The organism is Streptomyces sp. NPDC037401 (assembly GCF_055602345.1).
On the sequence record NZ_JBVJWO010000004.1, the window covers coordinates 217,874 to 238,672 of the forward strand.

Consider the following 20,799-nt stretch of genomic DNA (forward strand, 5'->3'; position numbering starts at 1 on the left):
GGTGCCGTGGCACCCCGCCCCTCAGCGGTTCAGGTGTTCAGGAGCCGTGCGCCCCGCCTCAGCCCCGGTCGGGGCGGTCGGTCACCCGCAGCGAGTTGAGCAGCGGCTTGCCGTAGCCGCTGTGGGCGACGAAGCGGACGTTGAGCACGCCGTCCGTCACCGTGACCGTGTACGTGCGCGTCAGGGCCTTGTAGGTGCCCGCCTCCAGCGAGATGTCCAGGGAGGGCAGGACCTGCACGCCCTCGGCGAGGACGTCGAAGACGCGCCGGTTCGGCTTGGTGGAGGACAGCTCGGCGAAGCCGAGTTCCACCGTGTACGTGCCGTTGGGCACGTTGTCGAAGCGGTACTCGTACATGCCCTCACGCGCGTTGCGGAACAGCCGCTGCTCGTCGGTCCCGGCGATCGTGCGGGTCGTCGACTTCACGGACGAGCTGCCCTGGTAGCCGTACGAGCCGGCGCTGTACTTCCGGTCCGGGGACCAGGCGTCGCCCAGCGCGTCCGTGCCGGGCCGGTCCGCACCCGCGTCCAGCGCGACCAGGTAGCGCGGAACGACGACCTTGACCGGGACGGTCAGGACGGGCGTGCGCCCGCTTGCCGAGGCGATCTTCAGATCGGTGCTCAGCACCGTACCCGGCTGCAGGCCCGTGGTGTCCACCGCGAGGGAGAGCGACTGCTTGCCGTTCGTCGGCAGGTCGCCCGACGCCGGGGTCGCCGTCAGCCACGCCGCGTCCTCGGTCACCGTGTACGCCGTGCCCAGACCCGGGTTGGTCAGGTCCAGGCTGCGGGTGCGCTTCTGGTTCGGCGGCAGGACCAGCTCGACCGACTGCCTCGACGCCGTCACCTTGCCCGTGCGCAGCGGCTGCGTGAAGGCCGTGACGTCGGCGGGCTCGACGTCCACCGTGGCCTGCTTCGGCTCGTACGCCGGGGCCGTCACCGACACCGGGGTGGAGCCCGAGCCGGCCTGGACGACGTAGCCGCCGTCCGCGGCCGTCGTGGCCGAGACGGCCCCGCCGCCCGTGCCGACGGTCACCGTCGCGCCCGCCACGCCGTTGCCGTCGTTCGCGTCCAGCACCCGGCCGGCGACCACACCGCTCTTGGTCGTGCGGAAGGAGAGGGACAGGCCGTCGGTGATGACGGGGCTGTTGAAGGAGTACGCGAAGGCGTCCGTGCCGGTCGCGTTCTCCACGCCCACGGTGGCCGTCGAGCCGCCCTTGATGCCGGTGCCGCCCGTGTCCTTGTAGGAGTATGAGACCCGGCCGTCCTCGCCGATCGAGGCGGAGAAGGAGAACTTGTCGCTCTGCGCCGACCAGTGGGCCACCTGGCGCCACTCGATCACGAAGGACCGGTGCGGAGCCGTGCCGGTCACCGAGGTGAACACGCCGGAGCCGGTGCCGGCCGCGCCGACGACCAGGTCGTCCCAGAACGGGTACAGCGCGGCGTTCGGGGTGGCGGCGCTCGGCAGGTCGCCGTTGATGTCGCTGGTGTGGGCGCCGCCGAAGCTGACGGTGCCGTTGGTGCCGATCCACGCCTGGCTGTACGTCTTGCCGTACAGCGGGAGCGGGAAGGGCAGGTCCGTCCGCTCGGTCGTGTTGTCGCCGGTCAGCGCGAGCTGGCGGTCGCCGGCCTGGTACGGGCGGTCGCTCGCGGCGGTGCAGGCGTAGCCGTAGCCGTCGGTGCGCTGCGGGAGGGTCACGGCGACCGTGGCGTCGCCCGCGACGGTCACCCGCGAGGTACCCGCGGTGACGCAGCGGGAGGAGTGGGACGCGCGGACGTCGTACGTGCCGTGCGGCAGGGTCACCTCGAAGCGGCCCTGTGCGTCGGCGGTCGCGGTCACCGGGGTGTCCGCGATGGTGACGACCGCTCCGGCCGCCGGGCCGGTGCCGGAGGACACGGTGCCGGTGAGCTTGCCGGAGGCGGCCTGGGTCAGGGTGAAGTCGCCGGTCGCGGTGGCGCCTTCGGTGACCGTCGCCGCGCCGGACTCCTGGCCGTAGCCGAACTTCACCGCGGTGAGGGCGTAGTCGCCGACCGACAGCGACGGGAAGCGGTAGGTGCCGTCGGCGGCCGTGGTCGTCGTACGGTCGATCGGGCCGTCGGCGGTCACCTTGGCGCCCGCGACCGGCTGGTCGCCGGACCGGACGGTGCCGGCGAGGGCTCCGACGGCGCCCCGGGGAGCGGCCTGGACGGCGGCCAGGGCATCGAGCTTGCCCTCGCCGAAGACGTTGTTGTCGGCGGTGTTTCCGCCGCACTGGGCGTTCTCGGTGTCCTGGGCGGTGCCGTCGAGGAGGGATTCGGTCTGGGCGACGTCGCCTTCGAGGGCCGGGGCGGCGGACCACAGCAGGGCCACGGTGGCCGCGGTGTGCGGCGAGGCCATGGAGGTGCCGGAGAACGCGCCGTACCCGCCGTTGCGGACGGAGGAGCGGACGTTCACGCCCGGCGCCGCGATGTTGGGCTTGACGATGCCGCCGGGGCCCGCACCGCGCGAGGAGAAGGACGCGATGGCGTTGTTGATGTCGAAGGCGCCGGAGCTGTAGGACTGCGCGTAGTCGCCGGGCGAGCCGCTGGTGGCGCAGCCGGGGCCGGAGTTGCCGTTGGAGAAGGCCGGGAAGATGCCGGCCGCCCGCCAGGCGTCGACGATCTCCTGGTACCAGGCGTCGCCGCCCGGTCCGCCCCAGGAGTTGTTGACGATGTGCGGGGCGAGGTCCGGTCGCGGGTTCCGGCCGGCCCGGTCGGTCGGGGCGACGATCCACTGGCCCGAGGCGAGCAGCGAGGCCTCGGAGCAGGAGCTGGTCTCGCAGCCCTTGGCCGCGATCCACTTGGCGCCGGGTGCCACGCCGATCTTGTTGGCGCCGCCGTCGTCCCCGACCATCGTGCCCATGGTGTGGGTGCCGTGGTCGTTGTTGTCGCACGGGGCCCCGCCGGAGCAGACGCCGCCCGGGTCGAACCAGTTGTAGTCGTGGTCGTACGAGCCGTCGCCCGCGCGGCCGCGGTACTGGTTCGCGACCGCGGGGTGCTGGAAGTCGACGCCGCTGTCGATGTTGGCGATGACGATGCCCTCGCCGCGGACGCCGAACTGCTCCCACACCTGGGGGGCCTTGATGCGGTCGATGTTCCACTCGACGGCGTCGGCGGCCTTCGCCTCCCGTTGGCCCAGAGCGGGCTTGGGGAGGCTGACCTTGTCGTCGGCGTCGATCCGGGCCACCTCGGAGCGCTGAGCCAGGGTGCCGGCCAGCTTCTCGCTGCCGACGACCCGGACGGCGTTGACGATCCAGAAGGAGGTGTACTCGGCCCTGGCGCCGTCCAGCGCCTTGATCAGGTCGGCCTGGGTCCGGGCGGCGTGGTCCTTCTTGGCCCGGTAGACGGCCGCTGCCTTGCCGGCCCGGGTCTTCTGCGCGGCGGCCGCGTCGAGATCGGCGGCGCTGTCGAGGTAGACCCAGAAGACGGCCTTGTTGCCGTCGTCGAGCTGGGTGCGGAGCTTGGGCTCGATCTTCTCTTCGATGTTCCGCTGTGCCGCGCTCTTGGCGGGGCCCGGCTCCGGGGCCGCTGCCGCGACGCCCGCACCGACGGGTAAGAGCAGAAGGGACGCCAGGACGGCGAGGGCTGAGCGTAACGGTCCGTTCCGTTGGGCCACGTGTGGTCTCCTCGTACGACGCGTGCAGCTTGTGCGGGAATGACGTGCGTGACGTGCGCGCGCCATGGTGGTTGATGTGCCATGCCCATTACAAGAGGGCCTCTCCGGCACAGGCCTGCCGGCGCCGGACGAAGTCCGGCGGAAGGCGGCGTCGAGGGGCGACCGTGCGGTGGCGGGGGTCTGTCTGCGCAGGGTGCGTGACGGGTGCCGGTGTCGGGCAACCGCTGCGCCGGACGGTGGCGTCGGACGGCGCGCAGGCCGTGCGCGAGGCCGTCGACCTGCTGTCCGGCAGGGGGCTTCCCCCGGACCCGGGCCGGTCGGGCGGGGGCCAGGCGGCCCGGGCATCCACGGGCAGGCCCGCGGTGACGTCCCGCGCGATGTCGCGGGCCAGCCTGATCACGCTCGGCCTCGCGTACTCCCTGGCGTACGGACCGCTCGCCACCGTGGCCACCGACGGCGTCGCCGAGGAGGAGCAGGGGCTCGCGGGCGGACTCCTCTACACCGCCTTCCAGTTCGGGGCCGCCGTCGGGCTCTCCGCGGTGACCGCGGTCAGTGCGGCCGCCGCGCCCTCGCAGACGCCCGGCGCCCTGCTGGACGGATTCCGGGCCGGTCTGTTCGTGCCGTCGGCGGCAGCGCTCGTCGCGGCCGTCATCAGCGCTTCGGCCTGCGGCCGCGCAAGGGCGGCGGACGGGTCGCCGCGGCGGGCGGCGACGGGCGACGCGGGACCGGCGGCGACGCGCACGCCGCCGAACGCCCCGGGACCCCACTCGCCCGCTGAGCCCGCACCGTCCGGTCGCCTCCCGGGCGCGTTCCGGGCGAAGACCGGTCACGGAGCCGAATCGGCGGACACGGCGCCGGGCGGCGTTCCATGATGGGCGGCGGCGCGGCAGCGGCCGCGGTAGGGGGGCACAGATGAGCGAGGCGGAGAGCGGCGGCCTTCAGGGACTGCGGGTCTGGGCGGAGGAGGCGACACGGCGTGCGGCGGGGCTGCTCTCCATGCAGGACGTGCCCCTGCGCGAGGCTTCGGCCTACGACGCATCGATCGAGGAGCTGGACCGGCTCGTCACCCTGATGGAGCACGATCCCGCGGCCCGCAACCGGATCACGGTCGTGCTCGGCGGCCTCCTCGCCCTGCGGTTCGCCGCCGGCGGCCGGGCCGGGGACAAGGAGCGGGCGCAGCGCCTGCTGCGCGAGGGAGTCACCCCCAAACCGGGCGTGACGATCGCCCCCGAGGAGCAGCAGATGGCCGCGATGTTCATCGCGATGACCTCGCTGCCGGTCCCCGACCTGGGCGCCCTGTTCCGGGGCGAGGTCCCCAACCCGGCCGACATCGCCCGATGGGACCTGGAGCACCCCGGCGGGATGAGCGCCCTGAGCCGGGCGTTCGGCGATCTGCTGTCGGCGCCGGAGGCGCTGACGTCGCTCGGCCCGGAGATCCGGCAGGCCGGCGAGATGCTCGAGCGCATCGAACGCGACGGTGTGCCCGAGGACATGGGCGAGCTGCTCCGGCTGATCCCCGAGGGCCACCCGATGGCCGGACAGCTGAAGACGATCGTGGACCTGCTGGCGCAGACCGCGGGCGCGCAGCCGGAAGAAGGGCCCCCGGGCGCCGGAGCGCAGCCCGCTGACGCGGCGCCCCCGGCGCCGGCGCCCGACACCGGGACCGGCGACCCGAGGTCGCCGAGCGAGGTCGCCGTCACCGCGCTCCTGCCCGCGATGGCCGCCGTGATGGGGGCCGCGCAGAGCCGTGAGCCGGAGGAGCTGGACAAGGCGCTCGGCCTGCTGCGCGCGGCGTACGACCGGATGCCGCCGGACGACCCGATGACGCGGATGCTCGCCGCGACGATGAGCAGCATGCTCCACCTGGGCGAGGGCGTCGGCGGGAACCGCCGGGACGTGGACCTCGGCCGCGCCCTCACCCCGGAGATGGTCCGCCGCTTCGTCGAGGACCTGCCCCCGTGGGCCGCTCAAGGGGTGGTTCCCCTCCAGGTGATGCAGGCGGTCTCCGTGGCGTGCGCGGCCAAGGACCGCAGCCACCTGCCGGCGCTCGACGCGGCCGTCGACACCCTGTCCGGGATCGAGGCGGGCCTCGCACCCGGCGACGTGAACCACGTGCAGGTGCAGCTCGCGCTCGGATTCGCGCAGATGGTGAGGGGCGGCCTGCTCGGCGACACCGCGCAGATGCTGGCCGGCGTCGACCGCTTCGACCGCGTCGTGGCGGTCGAGCACGGGCTGCCGGCCTACCTCCACCCCGTGCTGCCGCAGCTGGAGCAAGCCGCCCGGGCCATCCGGGCCCGCGTGGCGAACGACCCCGGGCCGATCAGGCAGCTGAACACGCCGGGCCCCGACGCCGGGCCCGCCGACTGGATGACCCACGCGTCGAGCCTGGAGCTGCGGTACGAACTGACCCACGACCCGGCGGACCTCGACCAGGCCATCGACGCGCTGGCACGGCTGCGCACCCTCCTCAAGGAGGGCCGGGCCCCCTCGCTCGCCGCCGACTCCCTGTGGAAGCTGACGCAGCTCCACCAGCAGCGGTGGCACGGTACGCGGCAGGCCGCGGACTCCGCCGCCGCCACCGAGATCGCCGTCGAGGCGCTCCACGCGCTGGCCGCGGACGTCGTCCTGCAAGTCGGCGCCGAACACGGCCTGGAGACGGCCCGGTCGGGCTCCCGGCGGGCCGTCGAGACCGCGATGTGGGCCGCCACGCACGGCGCGCTGAACGACACCGTGACCGCGCTGGAGCTGGGCCGCGCCATGGTCCTGCAGGCGGCCTCGGTGTCGTCCGGCGTGCCGGAGCTCCTGGAGGCCCGCGGCCACGCCGACCTGGCCGCCGCCTGGCGGAACCCGGCCCGGGACACCGATTCCGGCGCCCTCCCCGGCGGCGTCCCGGACGGCCTGCCGAGCAGCCTGCGCCGCCGGGCGCTCGAAGCGCTCGGCTACCGCGAGCAGCGGCTGCTGCCGACCCCCACGATCAGCGAGCTGACGGCCGCGGTCGCCGACTGCGACGCCGACGCGCTCGTCTACCTGATGTCCGGTACGGGTCTCTCGTCCGGCCTGGCCCTGATCGTCGGCCCGGACTGCGGGACGTGCGTGATCGGACTGCCCTTGCTGACGGAGCGCCACAGCCGTCCGCTGCGGCGGTACCTCGGCGCCGCCGCCGAGCGCTCGAAGCGGGCCGGCCTCGACCCGGACCCGGAGGTCGAACAAGCCTGGGAGGACGCCCTGTCGGCGCTGTGCGACTGGTCGTTCCAGGCGGCCCTGGGGCCCGTGCTCACCGGCATGACCGAGCGGATCGCGGCGAACGCCTCCCGCCGCCCGCGCACCAGCACCCCGCGCCTCGTACTCGTGCCGTGCGGCAACCTCGGAGTCGTGCCCTGGCACGCGGCGCGGCTGCCCGAAGGGGCGCCCGCCGACTACGCCTGCCAGTTCATGGCCATCAGTTATGCCGCCTCCGGCGGCCACTTCCTGCGGACGGTGGCCCGCGACCACCGGCCCCCCGCGTCCGCCGCGGTCCTGCTGGCCGATCCGCGCTGCGAACTGACCCTGGCGGAGTACGAGACGGCGGCTCTCAACGCGGCGTTCTACCCGGACGCCCGCATGCTCGGGGAGTACTACGGATCCGACGTCGAGCCGGAGGCCATCGGCACCCCCGACGAGCTGATGGAGCTGCTCGGGGAACCGCTGTCCGTACTCCACCTCGCCTGCCACGGCTCGGCGGCCACCACCCCCACCGTCTCCGCCCTCCACCTGGCCTTCCCGGGGGAAACGGAGCAACTGCCCCCGGAGCGGGGCGGGCGCGGCGCGCGGCCGGACCTCGGCATGCTGACCGTCACCCGGCTGCTCGACCGCGCGGGCGATGCCTTCCCGGACGGGCAGGAGGCCGACAGCGGGCCGCTCGTCGTGCTCAGCGCGTGCGAGACGGACCTCAGCACGCGCGACCACGACGAGGCCCTCACGCTCGCCACGGCGTTCGTGACCGCCGGCGCCCGGGACGTGGTCGGATCGCGGTGGACCGCCCAGGACGGCCCCACCGCGCTGATGATGGCCGTCTTCCACCACCACGTGGTGGTCGAAGGCCGCAGCCCCGCCGACGCGCTGCGGGCCGCCCAGATCTGGATGCTCGATCCCGACCGCCGCGACCCCGGCACGCTCGGCCCCGACCTGCTGCGCGAGATGCAGCGGCCGGGCCTGGAGCGGCTGCCTCTCTGGGCCGCCTTCACCCACCAGGGAAATCCCGGGGCGGCGACGACGCCGCGCGCCACCGCGCCCGCGGTGGCCGAACCCCGTCGCGAGGAGCCCGCCGCCACCGCGGCGCAGCACCTGCTGAGCCTGGCCGCCGAGCACGCGGACGGCATCCGGGCCGCGCTCGACGACGCCCGGTACGAGGAACTGCACACGCGGCTGGAGGCCCTGGCGGCCGACCCCGGCGATCCGGGCGCCCGCCGCAAGGCCCTCCAGGGCGTACGGCTCGCCCTTCTTCCGCTGCCGCTCGACCATCCCGTACGGCTGGCCCTGGACAGGTCCCGCCGTCCCGGCCCGGCAGCCGGGACGTCCACCGGTACGGCGGCCGTTGCAGCGGCGCGCGCCCTGCTGGCGCGGATGGTCCCGCCGGGGGAGTGACCGGACCGGCGGCGCGTTCCTCCTCGTACGCAACCGGTCCGCGGCTCGGCAGTCGGCGCAGCCGCGGCTCGCCGGATCCCCGCCCGGGGAGTGTCGCCAAAGGAGCTGCGGGACCTGCTGGACCCCGGCCCGGGCTGCGAACTCCGCCAGCCCCCGGGCCGTTTCGCCCGCCCAGCCGACGTAGCCGTCGGGCCGGACGAGGAACACCCCGGCCCCGTACGCCCCGTACGACGGGATCCGCACGGCGGGCACGCCGGGCAGGTCCGGGAGGTCCGGCACCCGGGGGCCGACGGTCAGGAGGGTCCAGTGCGGGCCCCGGAACGCGTCGAAGAGGCGGACGCCGTCCCGCGGACCCCGTCCGGTGCGCGGTCACCGGCGTGCAGGGCGTCCGCGGCCGGCCCCGTACGCGTCTCCACCGCGGGCGCCGGTCTCTTCCAGGACTACGACACCGGCTTCGAAGAGGGCCTGCGCCTGGTGATCGAGGGCATCGAGGCGCGCTACCGGATCGGCTGACCGCGTCGCGCGGCACGGGCGTTCAGAACGCGTTGCGGCGGCGCAGCCCCATCGGACGGCCGTCCGGATCGACCAGGACGTGGTGCAGCGGAGTCGCGAGCACCGTCTCCGGACCCGGCAGTTCCGGCGGAACGTACCGGCGCAGCCGCCCCGGCGGCCGCGGACCGCCGCGGCCGCCGGCGTGCCAGCCGTCCAGCACCCGGGCCGCCTCCGCGAAGGCGCCGAAGGCCGCCACCGGATCGCACAGCACCTCGGGCTCGTCCCGCCCCGCACCGTCCGGTGCGTCCAGGTGCTCGCGCATGAGCCCCAGGCGCAGCTCCCGGGCGAAGGTCCGCGCGCCGTCCCCCAGCCCCGCCGGATCGCGCGGCTCCCGCAGGTCCGCCCGGTCGTCGATCACGGCGCAGCTCAGCTCGGAGTCGTGGGTCCACGAGCGGAGGTTGATGTTGTCGGATCCGACGGAGGCCCACACGTCGTCGATCACGCACACCTTCGCATGGACGTAGACGGGCGTGCCGCCGTGGTTCTCCAGCCCGTACACCGCGACCCGGTCGCCGCCCGCGCGCCGCAGGTCGTCCAGCGCGGAGATCCGGCCGATGAGGTTCATGGGGCGGGTGAGCCGGCCGTCCTGCTCGGGCACGGTCGGGATGACGGCGATCAGGCGCAGCTGCGGATGGGCGCTCAGCGCCCGGGCGAAGCAGTCCACCACACGCGGGGACCACAGGTACTGGTCCTCCAGGTAGATCAGCGTCCGCGCCCTGCGCAGTGCCTTGAGGTACCCCCGGGCGATGCTGCGCTCGCCGTCCGGTGCGAACGGATACCCAACCAGCAGCCGGTTCGGATACGTGCGCAGCACCTGCACCGTGTGCGTGCCGCAGGGCGCGGGGTCGGCCTCCTGCGGGGGCAGCCTGCCCGCGCTGGTGTCCTCCCGGTGCAACAGCTGCCGCACCCGGGTCACCGGGCTGCGGGTGAGCGGCGCGGGGTCCTCCCAGCGTTCGCGGAAGCAGGCCTCGATGTCGCCGACGGCCGGCCCGCGCAGGGCGAGCTGCACATCGTGCCACGGCGGGTGCGGGCCGTACGCGGCAGCCATGGGCAGCGACTGGCGGTCGCCCCGGTGGGAGGCGTCGTCGTTGCGGTTGCGGCACAGGTCGATCCCGCCCACGTACGCGACGTCCCGCCCGGGCCGCCCCGGGTGGCGCAGCACCACCAGCTTCTGGTGGTGCGAGCCGCCCGGCCGCACCCGCATGTCGAGCAGGCACTCGCCGCCCGCCTCCTCGACCTCCTTGCCGAGGTGCAGGTTCTCCTGCTGGCTGAAGTGCAGACCGTCCAGGTGGGAGCGCCAGAGCAGCCCTTTGACGATCACGCCGCGCCGCGCCGCTTCGCCCAGGACCCGGCCGATCTCGCTGCCCGGCCCGTCGAGCCGCTCCCCGGGATCGCCGCGCCAGTCGGTGAACAGCAGCAGGTCGCCCGCACGCATCGCCCGGATCGCCCCGAAGAGCTCCGCGAAGTAGACGGAGCCGTGCACCAGGGCCCGTACGTGATTGCCCCCGCACCACGTGGCCCCGCCCGGGCGCCGCCGGTCCAGGCGGGTCGCGGAATTGCCGCGCTCCCCCGGCACCAGAAGCCAGTCGGCGTGCGTCACGGCATGGACCCTCCTCGGGCACCCGCGCATCGGGCTCCTCTCCCTCCAGCGTGACCTCACCGGGCCCGCCCGGCAAGGCTGCCGAGCCCCGGCGGCACCGGGCCGGGAGCGGCGGCGCGTGCGCCTTCCACCAGGCGGAGTGTCAGTGGCATGCGTCACAGTTGAAAGGTCGATGACGCTTTCCCCGCGGAACCGAGGTGACCCCATGGAATACGCGATCCAGGCCGAAGGCCTGGCCAAGCGGTTCAAGGAGACCCGCGCCCTGGACGGTGTCGATCTCCAGGTGCCGGCGGGCACCGTGCTCGGCATGCTCGGTCCCAACGGCGCGGGCAAGACGACCGCAGTCCGCATCTTCGCCACCCTCCTGGTGCCGGACGGCGGGCGGGCGCAGGTAGGAGGGTACGACGTCGTCAGGGAGGCCGGGCTCGTCCGCTCGATGATCGGGCTGACCGGCCAGTACGCCGCCGTGGACGAGAACCTGACCGGTACGGAAAACCTCCTCATGATCGGCCGCCTGCTCGGGATGCCCCGCTCCGAGGCCCGCTCCCGGTCGGCCGAGCTCCTCGACCGCTTCCAGCTGAGCGATGCGGCAGGGCGGGCGGCCAAGACGTACTCCGGCGGCATGAGACGGCGCCTCGACCTCGCGGCCAGCCTGGTCGGGCGGCCGCAGATCCTGTTCCTGGACGAGCCGACCACCGGACTCGACCCGCACAGCCGCGGCGAGGTGTGGGAGATGCTCCGCATCCTGGTCTCGGAGGGCATGACGGCCCTGCTGACCACGCAGTACCTGGACGAGGCCGACCGGCTCGCCGACAACATCGTGGTCATCGACAAGGGCAAGGTGATCGCCGACGGCACCCCCGACGAGTTGAAATCGCAGGTCGGCGGGCAAGTGCTGCAGCTGCGCCCCGCACGGTCCGGCGATCTCGCGGCGGCTCACGCGCTCGTCGCCGAGGAAGCCGGCCCGCAGGCCAAGATCGAGGGCGAAGAGATCACCGCACCCGTCAACGACCCGGCGCTCATGCCGAGCGTGGTGCGCCGCCTGGACCAGGTGGGGATCGCGGTCGGCGAGCTCACCCTCCGCCGCTCGTCCCTCGACGAGGTGTTCATGGTGCTGACCGGCCACCGGGCCCGGCCGGAGACCGCCGCTGCGGACGCCGGCGACGACGATCGGTACGCGACGGCGGGGAGCGTGTCATGACCACCGCGTCGATCACGGAAACCCTGGGCCGCGGCGGCCGGGTGCGGCCCGTGGCCGCCCTGCGGCAGACCGCCACGATGGCGTGGCGCAGCCTGATCTCCGTGAAGCACAACCCGCTGGAGCTCGTCGACTACAGCATCACGCCGATCATGTTCGTCTTCCTGTTCACCTACGTCTTCGGCGGACAGATGGCGGGCTCGCCCGAGGAGTACCTCCAGTACGCGCTGGCGGGAATCATCGTGCAGAACACCCTCTTCATGAGCATGTACACCGCCATGGCGTTGAACACAGACCTCACCAAAGGCGTCTTCGACCGGCTGCGCAGTCTGCCGATCGCCCGATCGGCACCGCTGTTCGGGCGCATCACCGCCGACCTGGCCAAGCAGCTCTGGGCCATGCTCCTGATGATCGCGCTGGGCACCGTCCTCGGCTTCGAGATCACCGGAGGGCTCGCGGGCTTCGTCGGCGCGACCGTCCTGCTGCTGGTCTTCGCCGCCGCGGTCTCGTGGACGGCGGTCCTGATCGGGATGCTGGCCGGCGACGCCGAGAAGGTGCAGGTCTTCGCCTTCACGCTCATCTTCCCGATCACCTTCACCAGCAGCGCCTTCGTCCGCGTCGACACCATGCCCGGCTGGCTCCAGGCATGGGTCGACATCAACCCCGTCACCCACCTCTCGGACGCCTTCCGCGGCCTCCTGCTCGGAACCCCCGTCGGGGGCCCCGTGATGTGGTCCCTGGTCTGGGCGGCAGGCATCACGGCCGTCTTCATGCCCCTCGCGATGCGCGCCTACCGCTCCAGGGACCGGTGACGCGGCCCGGGCGGGCAGCGCGCCCGCGCCCCGCGAGCGAGGCTAGGCGGCCGTCCACGGCCAGTCGGCGTTCCGGCCGTCCTCGATGAGGGAGACCATGCGGAACGCGCCGTCCGTGAGACCGCCGAAGGTGTGTCGGTTGGCCCCGCCGGAGGGCCCGTGGCCCACGCGGTACCCGGCCAGGTTCCAGGTGTAGACCGGGATCCGGTCGGGCACCTGCGCGGTCGGGTCGCCGCCGTGGTGGTGTGCGGCCTGCTCGTCGGTGACGATCAGTACCCGGTCGTGCCGGTCGTAGTGCCGCCCGACCGCCTCGGCGGTGTTGGTGCCGCCGAGGCTGGAGTACCGCTCCAGCACCTTCAGCACCGACTCGCCCGCCGTGTACGGCACGGCGGCGCTGGTGGTGCCGAACTGCACCAGGTCCGCATTCTCCGCCCGCATCGCCAGCGCCGTACCGAAGACGGCCGCCGCGTCGGCCCGGTTGAGCTGGGAGCGCTCCGAGAGCCTGTCCCACATCGACCCCGAGCGGTCGACCAGGATCAGGGTCCGTCCGGGCAGCGCCGGTACGTTCGCCAGCGAGTGCCCGAGGGCCTGCTCCAGCGGATACGCCCAGCGCAGCGAGGGCGCGTGCTGGTACGCGGCCAGGTAGCGGAACGGGAACTGCCGCGACCGGGCGACGACCTCCGGATCGGAGATCTTCGCCGCGACCCGGGCGGCCACCGCGTCCGAGACGCCCGCCTGGTCGAAGTTGCGCAGGTTCCGCAGCAGCGCCATCACGCCCATGGACGGGATCACGGCCTCCCAGGCCGCCGCGTCCATCGGCCCCTGGAGCCAGCCCGCCAGCGCCTCCCAGGTCATGCCCGCCTCGGCCAGCCGCTCGGCGCCACCGGGTCCGGTGACCACGGCCCGCCGCTGGGCGACCGGCAGTTCCATGAGCGCCCGGTGGGCGGTCAGGGTCCGGCTGGACACGGGCGGGACCGCCGCGTCCGGGTGGTGCCGGCGGTCGAGCGCGTACCGGAACAGCTCGCCCTGCCAAGGCTTGGCCGGGTCGGGGGAGGCGTGCACCACGTTGAGCACGTCACCGAAGCGGTAACCCCGGGAAGCGGTGTCGTACTTCAGCAGCGAGCTGCCGGAGTAGAGGCGCCGCACGGCGTCGGCGATCCCGCGCTTGACGGGCTTCGGAACGTTCCGCCCGTACGTCGCCGTCCAGTACGCGAGCAGCTCGCCCGGCTCGTCGGCGCGGCGCAGCACGGAGTCGATCACCTGCCGGCTGGACGGGACGGCGGCCCCGGCCTGCGCAACGGACTCCGCCGCGTCCAGCCGTGCCTTGACGAACTCCGCGGCACCGACGAGCGAGGCCGTCCGCATGTTCGCGTCCCCCCGCAGCCATCCCAGCAGGCCGGCCGTCCACTGCGGATCCTCGACGGCGAGCCTGCGCACCAGGGCGGCAAACCGGTCGTCGCGGCCCTCGCCGCTCTCGTAGAACGTCCGCTGCGTCACGAAGTTGGCGACGGCGAGCAGGAACAGCTCGGAGCGCGCGTCGCGTTCCCGGCCCCGGCCGCCCTCGTGGGTGGCGGCGGTACGTCCGGTGGACCGGACGGGCGACACGGGCGCGGCCTTGAACGCGCGCAGGTTGAAGCGGGCCATGTGGAATCCCCCCGGATTCATGAGGAAAGCAGGGGAAGCGATACGTGAGGGGATGCCCGAGATCAGAAGTCGGCGACGGACTTGTGTCTGGTGCTCTACCGAGTTGAGCTACCGGCCCGGGTCGTGTCGTCCCGAGGGCCGGGCGGGATTTGAACCCGCAACCGCCTGATCCGGAAGTAGCCGTTGCCTGCGCACCGGGCACCCCTCACGCACGGCCTCCCGAGATCAAAGTGGCTGCGGACATGGTTTCGTTGGAGGAAGTAGCCGCCGGCCGGCGCACCGGGAGGTGCGTTCGTGAGGATCACTCTACGGACGGGCCCGGTCCGCAGGCGAAGTATTTTCCGCAGCCCGGCTCCGGCCCCCGCAGGACCGGGCTACGGCGCGGCAGCGAGCAGGGTTTCGGCAGCCGCGGTGCGGGCGTAGAGCACGCAGCGGCCCGCCCGGTGCGCACTGACCAGGCCGGCAGCCCGCAGCGCGGTGAGGTACTGGGACACCCCGGCAGCCGAGAGCCCCGTGCGGCGGGCGAGTTCGGTGGTGGAGGCCGGGCGCCCCAGCTCGGTCAGCAACAGCGTCCGGGACCGCCCGAGCACGGCGGCCAGCGCGCCGGACCCGCTGACGGGCCGGGCTTCCCACAGCGATCCCGTACCGCGCGCCGGATAGGCGAGCTGCGGCGGTTCGGGCGGCGTCACCCGGGTGAAGGGGACGGGCGCGGTGAAGGCGGACGGGATCAGCACCAGTCCCGCGCCCGCCGTCTTGCGGGACAGCGGCACGTTCCGGCGACTGAGCCGCAGCGCACGGTCGTCCCAGCTCACCGAAGGGTGCAGGTCGTTGAAGAGGTGCCCCGCGCCCTGCTCGGCCACCTGCCGCATCCGGTGGAAGACGTCGGCGTCGAGCACCGCCCGGATCCGTGCCCAGTACGGCGCCAGCGCCAGCTCCCAGTACGCAGTGATCTCCTCCGCGACACGGACCAGCCGGGCCTGAGGGTCGGCGTACAGGGTCCGCGCCCGGGGGCCCAGCCGCCCCTGCTCCTGCTCCAGCCGGTCGAGGTCACGGCGTACCCGGTCGGCCGGTGCAGCCAGGATCCTGCCCAACTCCTCGGCCAGCGTGGGAGCGGGCCCCGTCGGCGCCGGATTGAGGAAGTCGGGGACGTACCCCGCGGGCGGCACCAGCTCGGCGAGCCAGCCGCGGTCGAGTCCGGCGGCGGCCAGCCTCGGCCGCACCTGCTCGGCCCACGGCCGGTGCACGGGATGCGCGGGGGAGGAGCGCAGCAGCCGGAAACTGGGCCCGACCTCCCACATCGGCGAGACGGCGAACCGCACTTGCGCCAGATCGCTCACCGAGAAGGTCAGCTCGGTCTGCACACCCACCCCGGATTCGGACATGTCTTAATCAATGGGCCTGCAGCGTACCGCCGGGAGATCATCCGGTCATGACCTCACAAACGACAGCCGCGGCCGCATCGGGTACGTGGACACTCGGCGACCAGGACGTCCACCGCATCGGTCTCGGCGCGATGCGACTGACACAGCACGGCGAGGCGTTCGCGGACGACGCCGTGCCGAGCGACCGCGGCCGGGCGATCGGCGTGCTGCGCCGCGCGGTCGAGCTCGGGGTGAACCACATCGACACCGCGGCCTTCTACTTCTCCCCGCTGCGCTCCGCGAACGAGCTGATCAACCGGGCCCTGGCCCCCTACCCCGACGACCTGGTGATCGCCACGAAGGTGGGTCCGGGCCGCGACCCGTCGGGCGCGTGGACCGACCACGCCGGCCCCGGACAGCTGCGCAGCCAGGTGGAGGAGAACCTCCGCCAGCTCGGCCGCGACCACCTCGACCTCGTCAACCTGCGCGTCATCGGCACCGCTTCCATCGCCGAGCGCTTCGGCGCACTCGCCGAACTCCGCCAGGCCGGGCTCATCCGGCACCTCGGCATCTCCAACGTCACTCCCGAGCACCTCGCCGAGGCCCGGGCCATCGCGCCCGTGGTCTGCGTGCAGAACCAGTTCGGCATCGGAGTCCGCCCCGACCAGGACGAGTTCGTACGAGCCTGCGGAGAACTCGGCGTTGCCTTCGTGCCGTTCTACGCGATCGCCGGACACGGGCGTACGGCGGGCGCGAGCGGTTCCGACAGCGAAGAGGTGCTCGCCGTCGCCCGGGCGCACGGGGCCAGCGCGGCCCAGGTGCGGATCGCCTGGACGCTGCACCGCGGACCGCACGTACTGGCCATCCCCGGCACCGGCGACCCCGGTCACCTGGAGGCGAACGTCGCCGCCGGCGCCCTGCGCCTGTCCGACGCCGAACTGGCCGTCCTGGACTCCGTGCACCGGCGCGAGGCCTGAACCTTCGCGCTGATGTGCGACCCGGACCTGTCCGGGGTCACTGCTGGCAGCGGCCGAAGGTCACGACGTACGTTCCCGCACCGCTCGCTCCCGCTCCGGCCGGATCGGCCGCACCGGGCTGCGCCCAGCGGCCGATCTCGCGCAGGGACGGGTCGAGGACGATGTTCCGGTGGCCCCATGTGCTGACGTTCACCCACCAGTTGACGGCGGCCTTCGGGGTTCCGGCGCCGCCCCAGCCGGTGTAGGTGATCTCGGCGACGGCCCAGGACCGGGGGTTCGGGCAGTATCCGGCCGCCTTGATGCGGCTCTGCGGGGTCGAGCCGGTGCGCGGGTTGGTGTGCGAATCCTTGCCCGGCCCCCACCACTTCAGCTGGACGGCCGCGATGGCGTGCTGCTGTGCGGCGTTCGTCAGGGCCTGGTTCACGGTCAGGGGCGCCAGACCCCGCTGCGTGCGCTGGGCGTTGATCAGGCACACGACCGTGTCCATCACCTGGGTGTCGCCGGTCGAGGGCGGGCGCACGGAGGCCGCGGCGTCGCACGGCGCGACGACCGAGGGCGAGGCGTGGGCGACCGGCATGCAGGTGACCGTCAGCACACCGGCCACCACCAGACTGCATGCGGTTGCGGTACGTGAAGCATGGCTTCTCACGGAGTTCCACCTCCCGCGAACACGAACAACGGACCCATGCGCCGTGGAGGGCATGGAGGGAATCGAGGGGGACGCGGCCTGAGGCTTCCCTCCCAGGCTGCCACCGGCCACTCGCGACCGCCATCCGGGACCCGCCCGGCACCTGCCGGGCGTGAACCGGACACTCCCGCTTTGCGGGCGAAGCGGCATCTTCGCGGCACCGGGCAGTCGTCCGGTGCCGCGCCGGGGCGTGTCGGCGGGGCGCCCCGAGCCGTCGGCTCGGCCGCCGCCGCCGCGAACGGCTCCTCCTCCCCGCTGCGGCGTTTCTGTGCGCCCGTAACGCCGGAGTCCTGCGACCGGCCGTGGCCATGGCCGCTTGCCGGGGACGCCGTCCCGGCCAGGGGTGCCTCCGCCGTCACGACGACCTTGGTCAGGCAAAACGGTACGCCCCGCTCCGCTTCAGGGTGTCGCACCCGGCGGCTCCGCTCGGCCGTCGCGGAGTCTTCTGAAAGAGTCTCAGCAAACTTCCGCAAGTGTTTGCAGTCGCGTGCGCGATCGAGCGTGCGTACGATCACCCGCGCCGACCGGAGCGATCCGGCGGGCTCCCGCGCCAAGTCCCCAGGGTCGCAGGGCACTTGAACGCGCGTAGAACGGCCGAAAGGCGTCCTTGCCGTGCCCGCCGCCCGGACTTGAGGATTCCTCTCGTCGCAGTTGTCAGGTTCACGGCCAGTGGCCCTGGCTCTGCCGGCTGCGTACCGAAGGACCCGCCCACCCAGCGGGTCCACGCACTCCCCCCACCGGAGGAAGCAGTGAACCTCAAGCGCCTGACCCCCCTCGGCGGCTTCGCCAACGGTGCCCGGCTGATCGCCGTGGCCTCCGCGCTCGTGGCCGCCTCGGCGCTCACCGCCCCGCTGTCGTCCGCGGCCACGGCCGACAGCGGACGAGCCGGAGCCGTCCAACTGGCCGCGGTCAGCGACGCCGTACTGGGCGCCGACGTGCCCGGCACCGCCTGGTACACCGACCAGGCGACCGGCAAGGTCGTCCTGACCGCCGACTCCACCGTCTCCGCCGCCGAGATCGCCACCATCAAGAAGGCGGCCGGCGACCGTGCGAAGTCCCTCGAGATCAAGCGAACCAACGGCACGTTCAACAAGCTCATCGCCGGCGGCCAGGCCATCTACGCGGGCGGCGGACGCTGCTCCCTCGGCTTCAACGTCCGCAGCGGCAGCACCTACTACGCCCTGACGGCCGGCCACTGCACCAACATAGGCAGCACGTGGTACACGAACTCCGCCAAAACCACGCTCCTCGGCACCCGCGCGGGATCGAGCTTCCCGGTCAACGACTACGGCATCATCCGCCACTCCAACGCCTCGGCGGCGGACGGCCGCGTCTACCTCTACAACGGCTCGTACCGCGACATCACGTCCGCCGGCAACGCGTTCGTGGGCCAGTCCGTCCAGCGCAGCGGCAGCACGACCGGGCTGCGCAGCGGAACGGTCACCGGCCTCAACGCAACCGTCAACTACGGTGGCGGCGACGTCGTCTACGGCATGATCCAGACCAACGTCTGCGCCGAGCCGGGCGACAGCGGCGGCTCGCTCTTCTCCGGCGGCACCGCGCTCGGCCTCACCTCGGGCGGCAGCGGCAACTGCTCCTCCGGCGGTACGACCTTCTTCCAGCCGGTGACCGAGGCCCTCAGTGCGTACGGCGTGAGCGTCTTCTAGACCCTCCGCACCCCTCCGGCTCCAACGGCCGGCGCCCCTTCCGGGGCGCCGGCCGTCTGCTGTGCCTCCCCCGGCGCCGGATAAACGGAGCCGACCGGCTCTATCCGGTCAAGCTGGGTGGCCGTTCGGTGAACCGCGCACAGCCGACGGCAGGTCAGGGGGCCTACACGGGTGCGGCATCACCCTGCTGACCCCCGGTTGCCACCCGACTACCCGGCGCTCACACCCCGCGTGAGCTGGTCGAACGACCATTCGGTCTCCGATATGCGGACGCCGTGTCCGTAAAACACCCCTCGATATGCAACTCCCCTTCGACTCCGACAGGGTTGGCGATGTCAGGGCGCGATATGACATGAATGGATCGCGTTCAACCTTCGAATCGAAAGTGGGAATCGTCGTGCGTCACCGCTTCGCTGCTGTATCTGCCGCCGCCCTCCTCTGCCTGGCCGGCGCCACCGGCGTGGCGGAGGCTCAGCCGGCAAGCCTCTACGCCCCGTCCGCCCTGGTCTTCGCCGTCGCCAAGGGGGACGACGCCACGGCCACCATCGTCAGGGCGACCACCCTCAGCTGCGCGCCGTCCGCCCAGGGCACGCACCCCGACCCCCAGGCCGCCTGCGCCGCTCTGAACGCCACCGACCGCGAGTTCGACCGGCTGCTGGCGGACCCGAACCCGGACCGGATGTGTCCGATGCACTACGACCCGGTCACCGTCACCGTCGACGGCGTGTGGCAGGGCAGCCGCGTCGCCTGGAAGCACACGTTCTCCAACGCCTGCTCCATGTCGGCGACCCTGAACGGCAACGCCGTCTTCGCGTTCTGATCCGATCCGGCGGGCGCAGGCCCGCGCACCGGACCGTGTGAGGGGCCCGGCTCAGACGTGTGGAGCCGGGTCCTGGTCCTGGGCCGCGACGGGCTCCGGCGACCGGGCCGGACCGGGCACCGCCGTCAGCGCCGCCGGGCGCGCCCGGCGGCGCTCCGCGGCCCAAGCGGCCACGGGCTCGGTGTAGCGGGCGGTGAGCGGTCGGACCGCCACGAGGATCAGCACGTACGCCGTGGCCAGCGGGCCCAGCGCGGGCTCGATGCCGGCGGACACGGCCAGCCCCGCGATGACGATGGAGAACTCGCCGCGGGCGACGAGCGTTCCGCCGACCCGCCAGCGCCCCTTGACCCCGATCCCGGCACGCCGGGCAGCGGTGTGGTGCTCATCCGTGGCGCAGACACAGCTCCGTCCCCTTCGTTCTGTTCGAGTGCGGAGCGGCGACCCGGTGGACGTGGCAGGTTCACGGCCGGGCGCGGGCTCATCGTGCCAGGTCGGAGGGGGCGGGATATGGGTGTCGGCACTCGGGCGCGACCGGAGTCGAGGTGCGCCGGTCTGATCGAGCCGTAGCCGCTAAGAGCGGTCGAGAGCGGCCGCGCCGAAGGAGACGTCGAAGCGGTCGCACCAGATGGCGAGGCTGGTGAAGTCGGCGAGGTTCAGGCCGGCCGGGACGGGGTAATTCTGGTCGCCCTTGTTGCCCTTGAGTTCGCCGAGACTGACGTGCTTGCCGTCGTCGAAGACGTGCCAGCCGTCGCGGCCCTCGATGACCGGGGCATCGGTGAGCCAGACCCGCAGGTCCGGACCGTTGCTGGTGTCCAGGTCCTCCAGCCGCAGGGTGTGGGAGCCGTCGGCGAGCCGGAGGAGCTTGACCGTCCCGGTGGTGGCGTGTTCGTGGCTGATCAGAGTGCCCTGGGCCACCGTCTGCGGCCCGGTGGGCGGGGTGGCCGGCGTGCCGGAACGCGGAGCGGCCGGGGCCGAGGCCGAGGGGACGGCCTCGTTGACCGTGTCGTCCACCCACAACTGCCAGGGCTCGAACCAGTACAGGCCGACGGCCAGCCCCGCGGCCGCCACGACCCCGCTGCCGACCACTAGGTTCCTGCGCCGCCGCCCGTGTTCACGTTCCACGCCCGGTTCTCCGCTCGCTCGGGGTCCTCGCGGGGTCCTGTGCCCGCCGTACCGCTGCACCCCAACCTACGGGCTTCGACCGGCGGCCCCAACTCACGGTCCCAACT

General features: G+C 73.2%; 14 protein-coding genes and 1 pseudogene. 8 read left to right on the forward strand and 7 right to left on the reverse strand.

The genetic code is table 11. The features are described 5' to 3' along the window. Window positions 1-58 precede the first annotated feature (58 nt). Window positions 59-3,628 (reverse strand): S8 family serine peptidase, encoded by a 3,570-nt coding sequence (locus ACZ7H1_RS05300; RefSeq protein ID WP_470783892.1) that lies wholly within the window; start codon window positions 3,626-3,628, stop codon window positions 59-61. A gap of 197 nt (window positions 3,629-3,825) precedes the next feature. Here ACZ7H1_RS05300 and ACZ7H1_RS05305 point away from each other — a divergent pair, with 197 nt between their 5' ends. The 3 genes from ACZ7H1_RS05305 to ACZ7H1_RS05315 all read left to right on the forward strand — a co-directional run bounded on the left by ACZ7H1_RS05305 (window position 3,826) and on the right by ACZ7H1_RS05315 (window position 8,764). After that, window positions 3,826-4,500 carry a hypothetical protein gene (locus tag ACZ7H1_RS05305; protein WP_470783894.1) on the forward strand — a complete coding sequence of 225 codons (675 nt, stop codon included), beginning with the start codon at window positions 3,826-3,828 and terminating at the stop codon, window positions 4,498-4,500. 40 nt (window positions 4,501-4,540) lie between these two features. Beyond that, window positions 4,541-8,251, forward strand: coding sequence for a CHAT domain-containing protein (locus tag ACZ7H1_RS05310; RefSeq protein ID WP_470783896.1), 3,711 nt, complete (start codon window positions 4,541-4,543; stop codon window positions 8,249-8,251). A gap of 90 nt (window positions 8,252-8,341) precedes the next feature. After that, window positions 8,342-8,764, forward strand: coding sequence for a hypothetical protein (locus ACZ7H1_RS05315; RefSeq protein WP_470783898.1), 423 nt, complete (start codon window positions 8,342-8,344; stop codon window positions 8,762-8,764). A 22-nt stretch (window positions 8,765-8,786) separates the two neighbouring features. Here ACZ7H1_RS05315 and ACZ7H1_RS05320 read toward each other — a convergent pair whose 3' ends face one another. After that, window positions 8,787-10,403: a phospholipase D family protein gene (locus tag ACZ7H1_RS05320; RefSeq protein ID WP_470783900.1), complete on the reverse strand. Its 1,617-nt coding sequence runs from the start codon at window positions 10,401-10,403 to the stop codon at window positions 8,787-8,789. Between the two features lie 205 nt (window positions 10,404-10,608). On the opposite strand from ACZ7H1_RS05320, the gene ACZ7H1_RS05325 reads away from it, so the two are divergent. After that, complete coding sequence (locus ACZ7H1_RS05325) at window positions 10,609-11,604, forward strand: ATP-binding cassette domain-containing protein (protein WP_470783902.1); 996 nt, start codon at window positions 10,609-10,611, stop codon at window positions 11,602-11,604. Next, the gene (locus ACZ7H1_RS05330) at window positions 11,601-12,413 is read left to right on the forward strand and encodes an ABC transporter permease (protein ID WP_470783904.1); all 813 of its coding nucleotides are present in this window, start codon (window positions 11,601-11,603) and stop codon (window positions 12,411-12,413) included. The genes ACZ7H1_RS05325 and ACZ7H1_RS05330 overlap by 4 nt, the downstream gene beginning before the upstream one ends. A gap of 42 nt (window positions 12,414-12,455) precedes the next feature. On the opposite strand, the gene ACZ7H1_RS05335 is transcribed toward ACZ7H1_RS05330, so the two are convergent. After that, entirely contained in the window at window positions 12,456-14,057 is a 1,602-nt protein-coding gene (locus tag ACZ7H1_RS05335; RefSeq protein WP_470783906.1) for a TROVE domain-containing protein, read from the reverse strand. 374 nt (window positions 14,058-14,431) lie between these two features. After that, window positions 14,432-15,439 carry an ArsR/SmtB family transcription factor gene (locus ACZ7H1_RS05340; RefSeq protein WP_470783908.1) on the reverse strand — a complete coding sequence of 336 codons (1,008 nt, stop codon included), beginning with the start codon at window positions 15,437-15,439 and terminating at the stop codon, window positions 14,432-14,434. A 47-nt stretch (window positions 15,440-15,486) separates the two neighbouring features. Here ACZ7H1_RS05340 and ACZ7H1_RS05345 point away from each other — a divergent pair, with 47 nt between their 5' ends. Continuing rightward, window positions 15,487-16,395, forward strand: a complete 909-nt coding sequence (locus tag ACZ7H1_RS05345) for an aldo/keto reductase (RefSeq protein WP_470783910.1) — start codon at window positions 15,487-15,489, stop codon at window positions 16,393-16,395. A gap of 37 nt (window positions 16,396-16,432) precedes the next feature. Here the strand turns inward: ACZ7H1_RS05345 and ACZ7H1_RS05350 are convergent, their stop codons facing one another. Further along, window positions 16,433-16,999 (reverse strand): CAP domain-containing protein, encoded by a 567-nt coding sequence (locus ACZ7H1_RS05350; protein WP_470783912.1) that lies wholly within the window; start codon window positions 16,997-16,999, stop codon window positions 16,433-16,435. A gap of 833 nt (window positions 17,000-17,832) precedes the next feature. Here ACZ7H1_RS05350 and ACZ7H1_RS05355 point away from each other — a divergent pair. Beyond that, on the forward strand, window positions 17,833-18,750 hold the full coding sequence (locus ACZ7H1_RS05355; protein ID WP_470783914.1) for a S1 family peptidase: 918 nt from the start codon (window positions 17,833-17,835) through the stop codon (window positions 18,748-18,750). 352 nt (window positions 18,751-19,102) lie between these two features. Then, on the forward strand, window positions 19,103-19,570 hold the full coding sequence (locus ACZ7H1_RS05360; RefSeq protein WP_470783916.1) for a subtilase-type protease inhibitor: 468 nt from the start codon (window positions 19,103-19,105) through the stop codon (window positions 19,568-19,570). Window positions 19,571-19,621: 51 nt separating this feature from the next. Here the strand turns inward: ACZ7H1_RS05360 and ACZ7H1_RS05365 are convergent. Both ACZ7H1_RS05365 and ACZ7H1_RS05370 read right to left on the reverse strand, forming a co-directional pair. Then, window positions 19,622-19,942 (reverse strand): annotated as a pseudogene (locus ACZ7H1_RS05365) (cation:proton antiporter); the annotation flags it as partial. A 198-nt stretch (window positions 19,943-20,140) separates the two neighbouring features. Beyond that, complete coding sequence (locus tag ACZ7H1_RS05370; protein ID WP_470783918.1) at window positions 20,141-20,692, reverse strand: DM13 domain-containing protein; 552 nt, start codon at window positions 20,690-20,692, stop codon at window positions 20,141-20,143. Window positions 20,693-20,799 lie beyond the last annotated feature (107 nt).

Excerpts from the sequence above, each read along its gene's own strand:
- ACZ7H1_RS05340 (WP_470783908.1), bottom strand. The coding sequence starts at position 15,439 with ATGTCCGAATCCGGGGTGGGTGTGCAGACCGAGCTGACCTTCTCGGTG.
- ACZ7H1_RS05335 (WP_470783906.1), bottom strand. The coding sequence starts at position 14,057 with ATGGCCCGCTTCAACCTGCGCGCGTTCAAGGCCGCGCCCGTGTCGCCC.
- ACZ7H1_RS05325 (WP_470783902.1), top strand. The coding sequence starts at position 10,609 with ATGGAATACGCGATCCAGGCCGAAGGCCTGGCCAAGCGGTTCAAGGAG.
- ACZ7H1_RS05345 (WP_470783910.1), top strand. The coding sequence starts at position 15,487 with ATGACCTCACAAACGACAGCCGCGGCCGCATCGGGTACGTGGACACTC.
- ACZ7H1_RS05360 (WP_470783916.1), top strand. The coding sequence starts at position 19,103 with ATGAATGGATCGCGTTCAACCTTCGAATCGAAAGTGGGAATCGTCGTG.
- ACZ7H1_RS05330 (WP_470783904.1), top strand. The coding sequence starts at position 11,601 with ATGACCACCGCGTCGATCACGGAAACCCTGGGCCGCGGCGGCCGGGTG.
- ACZ7H1_RS05310 (WP_470783896.1), top strand. The coding sequence starts at position 4,541 with ATGAGCGAGGCGGAGAGCGGCGGCCTTCAGGGACTGCGGGTCTGGGCG.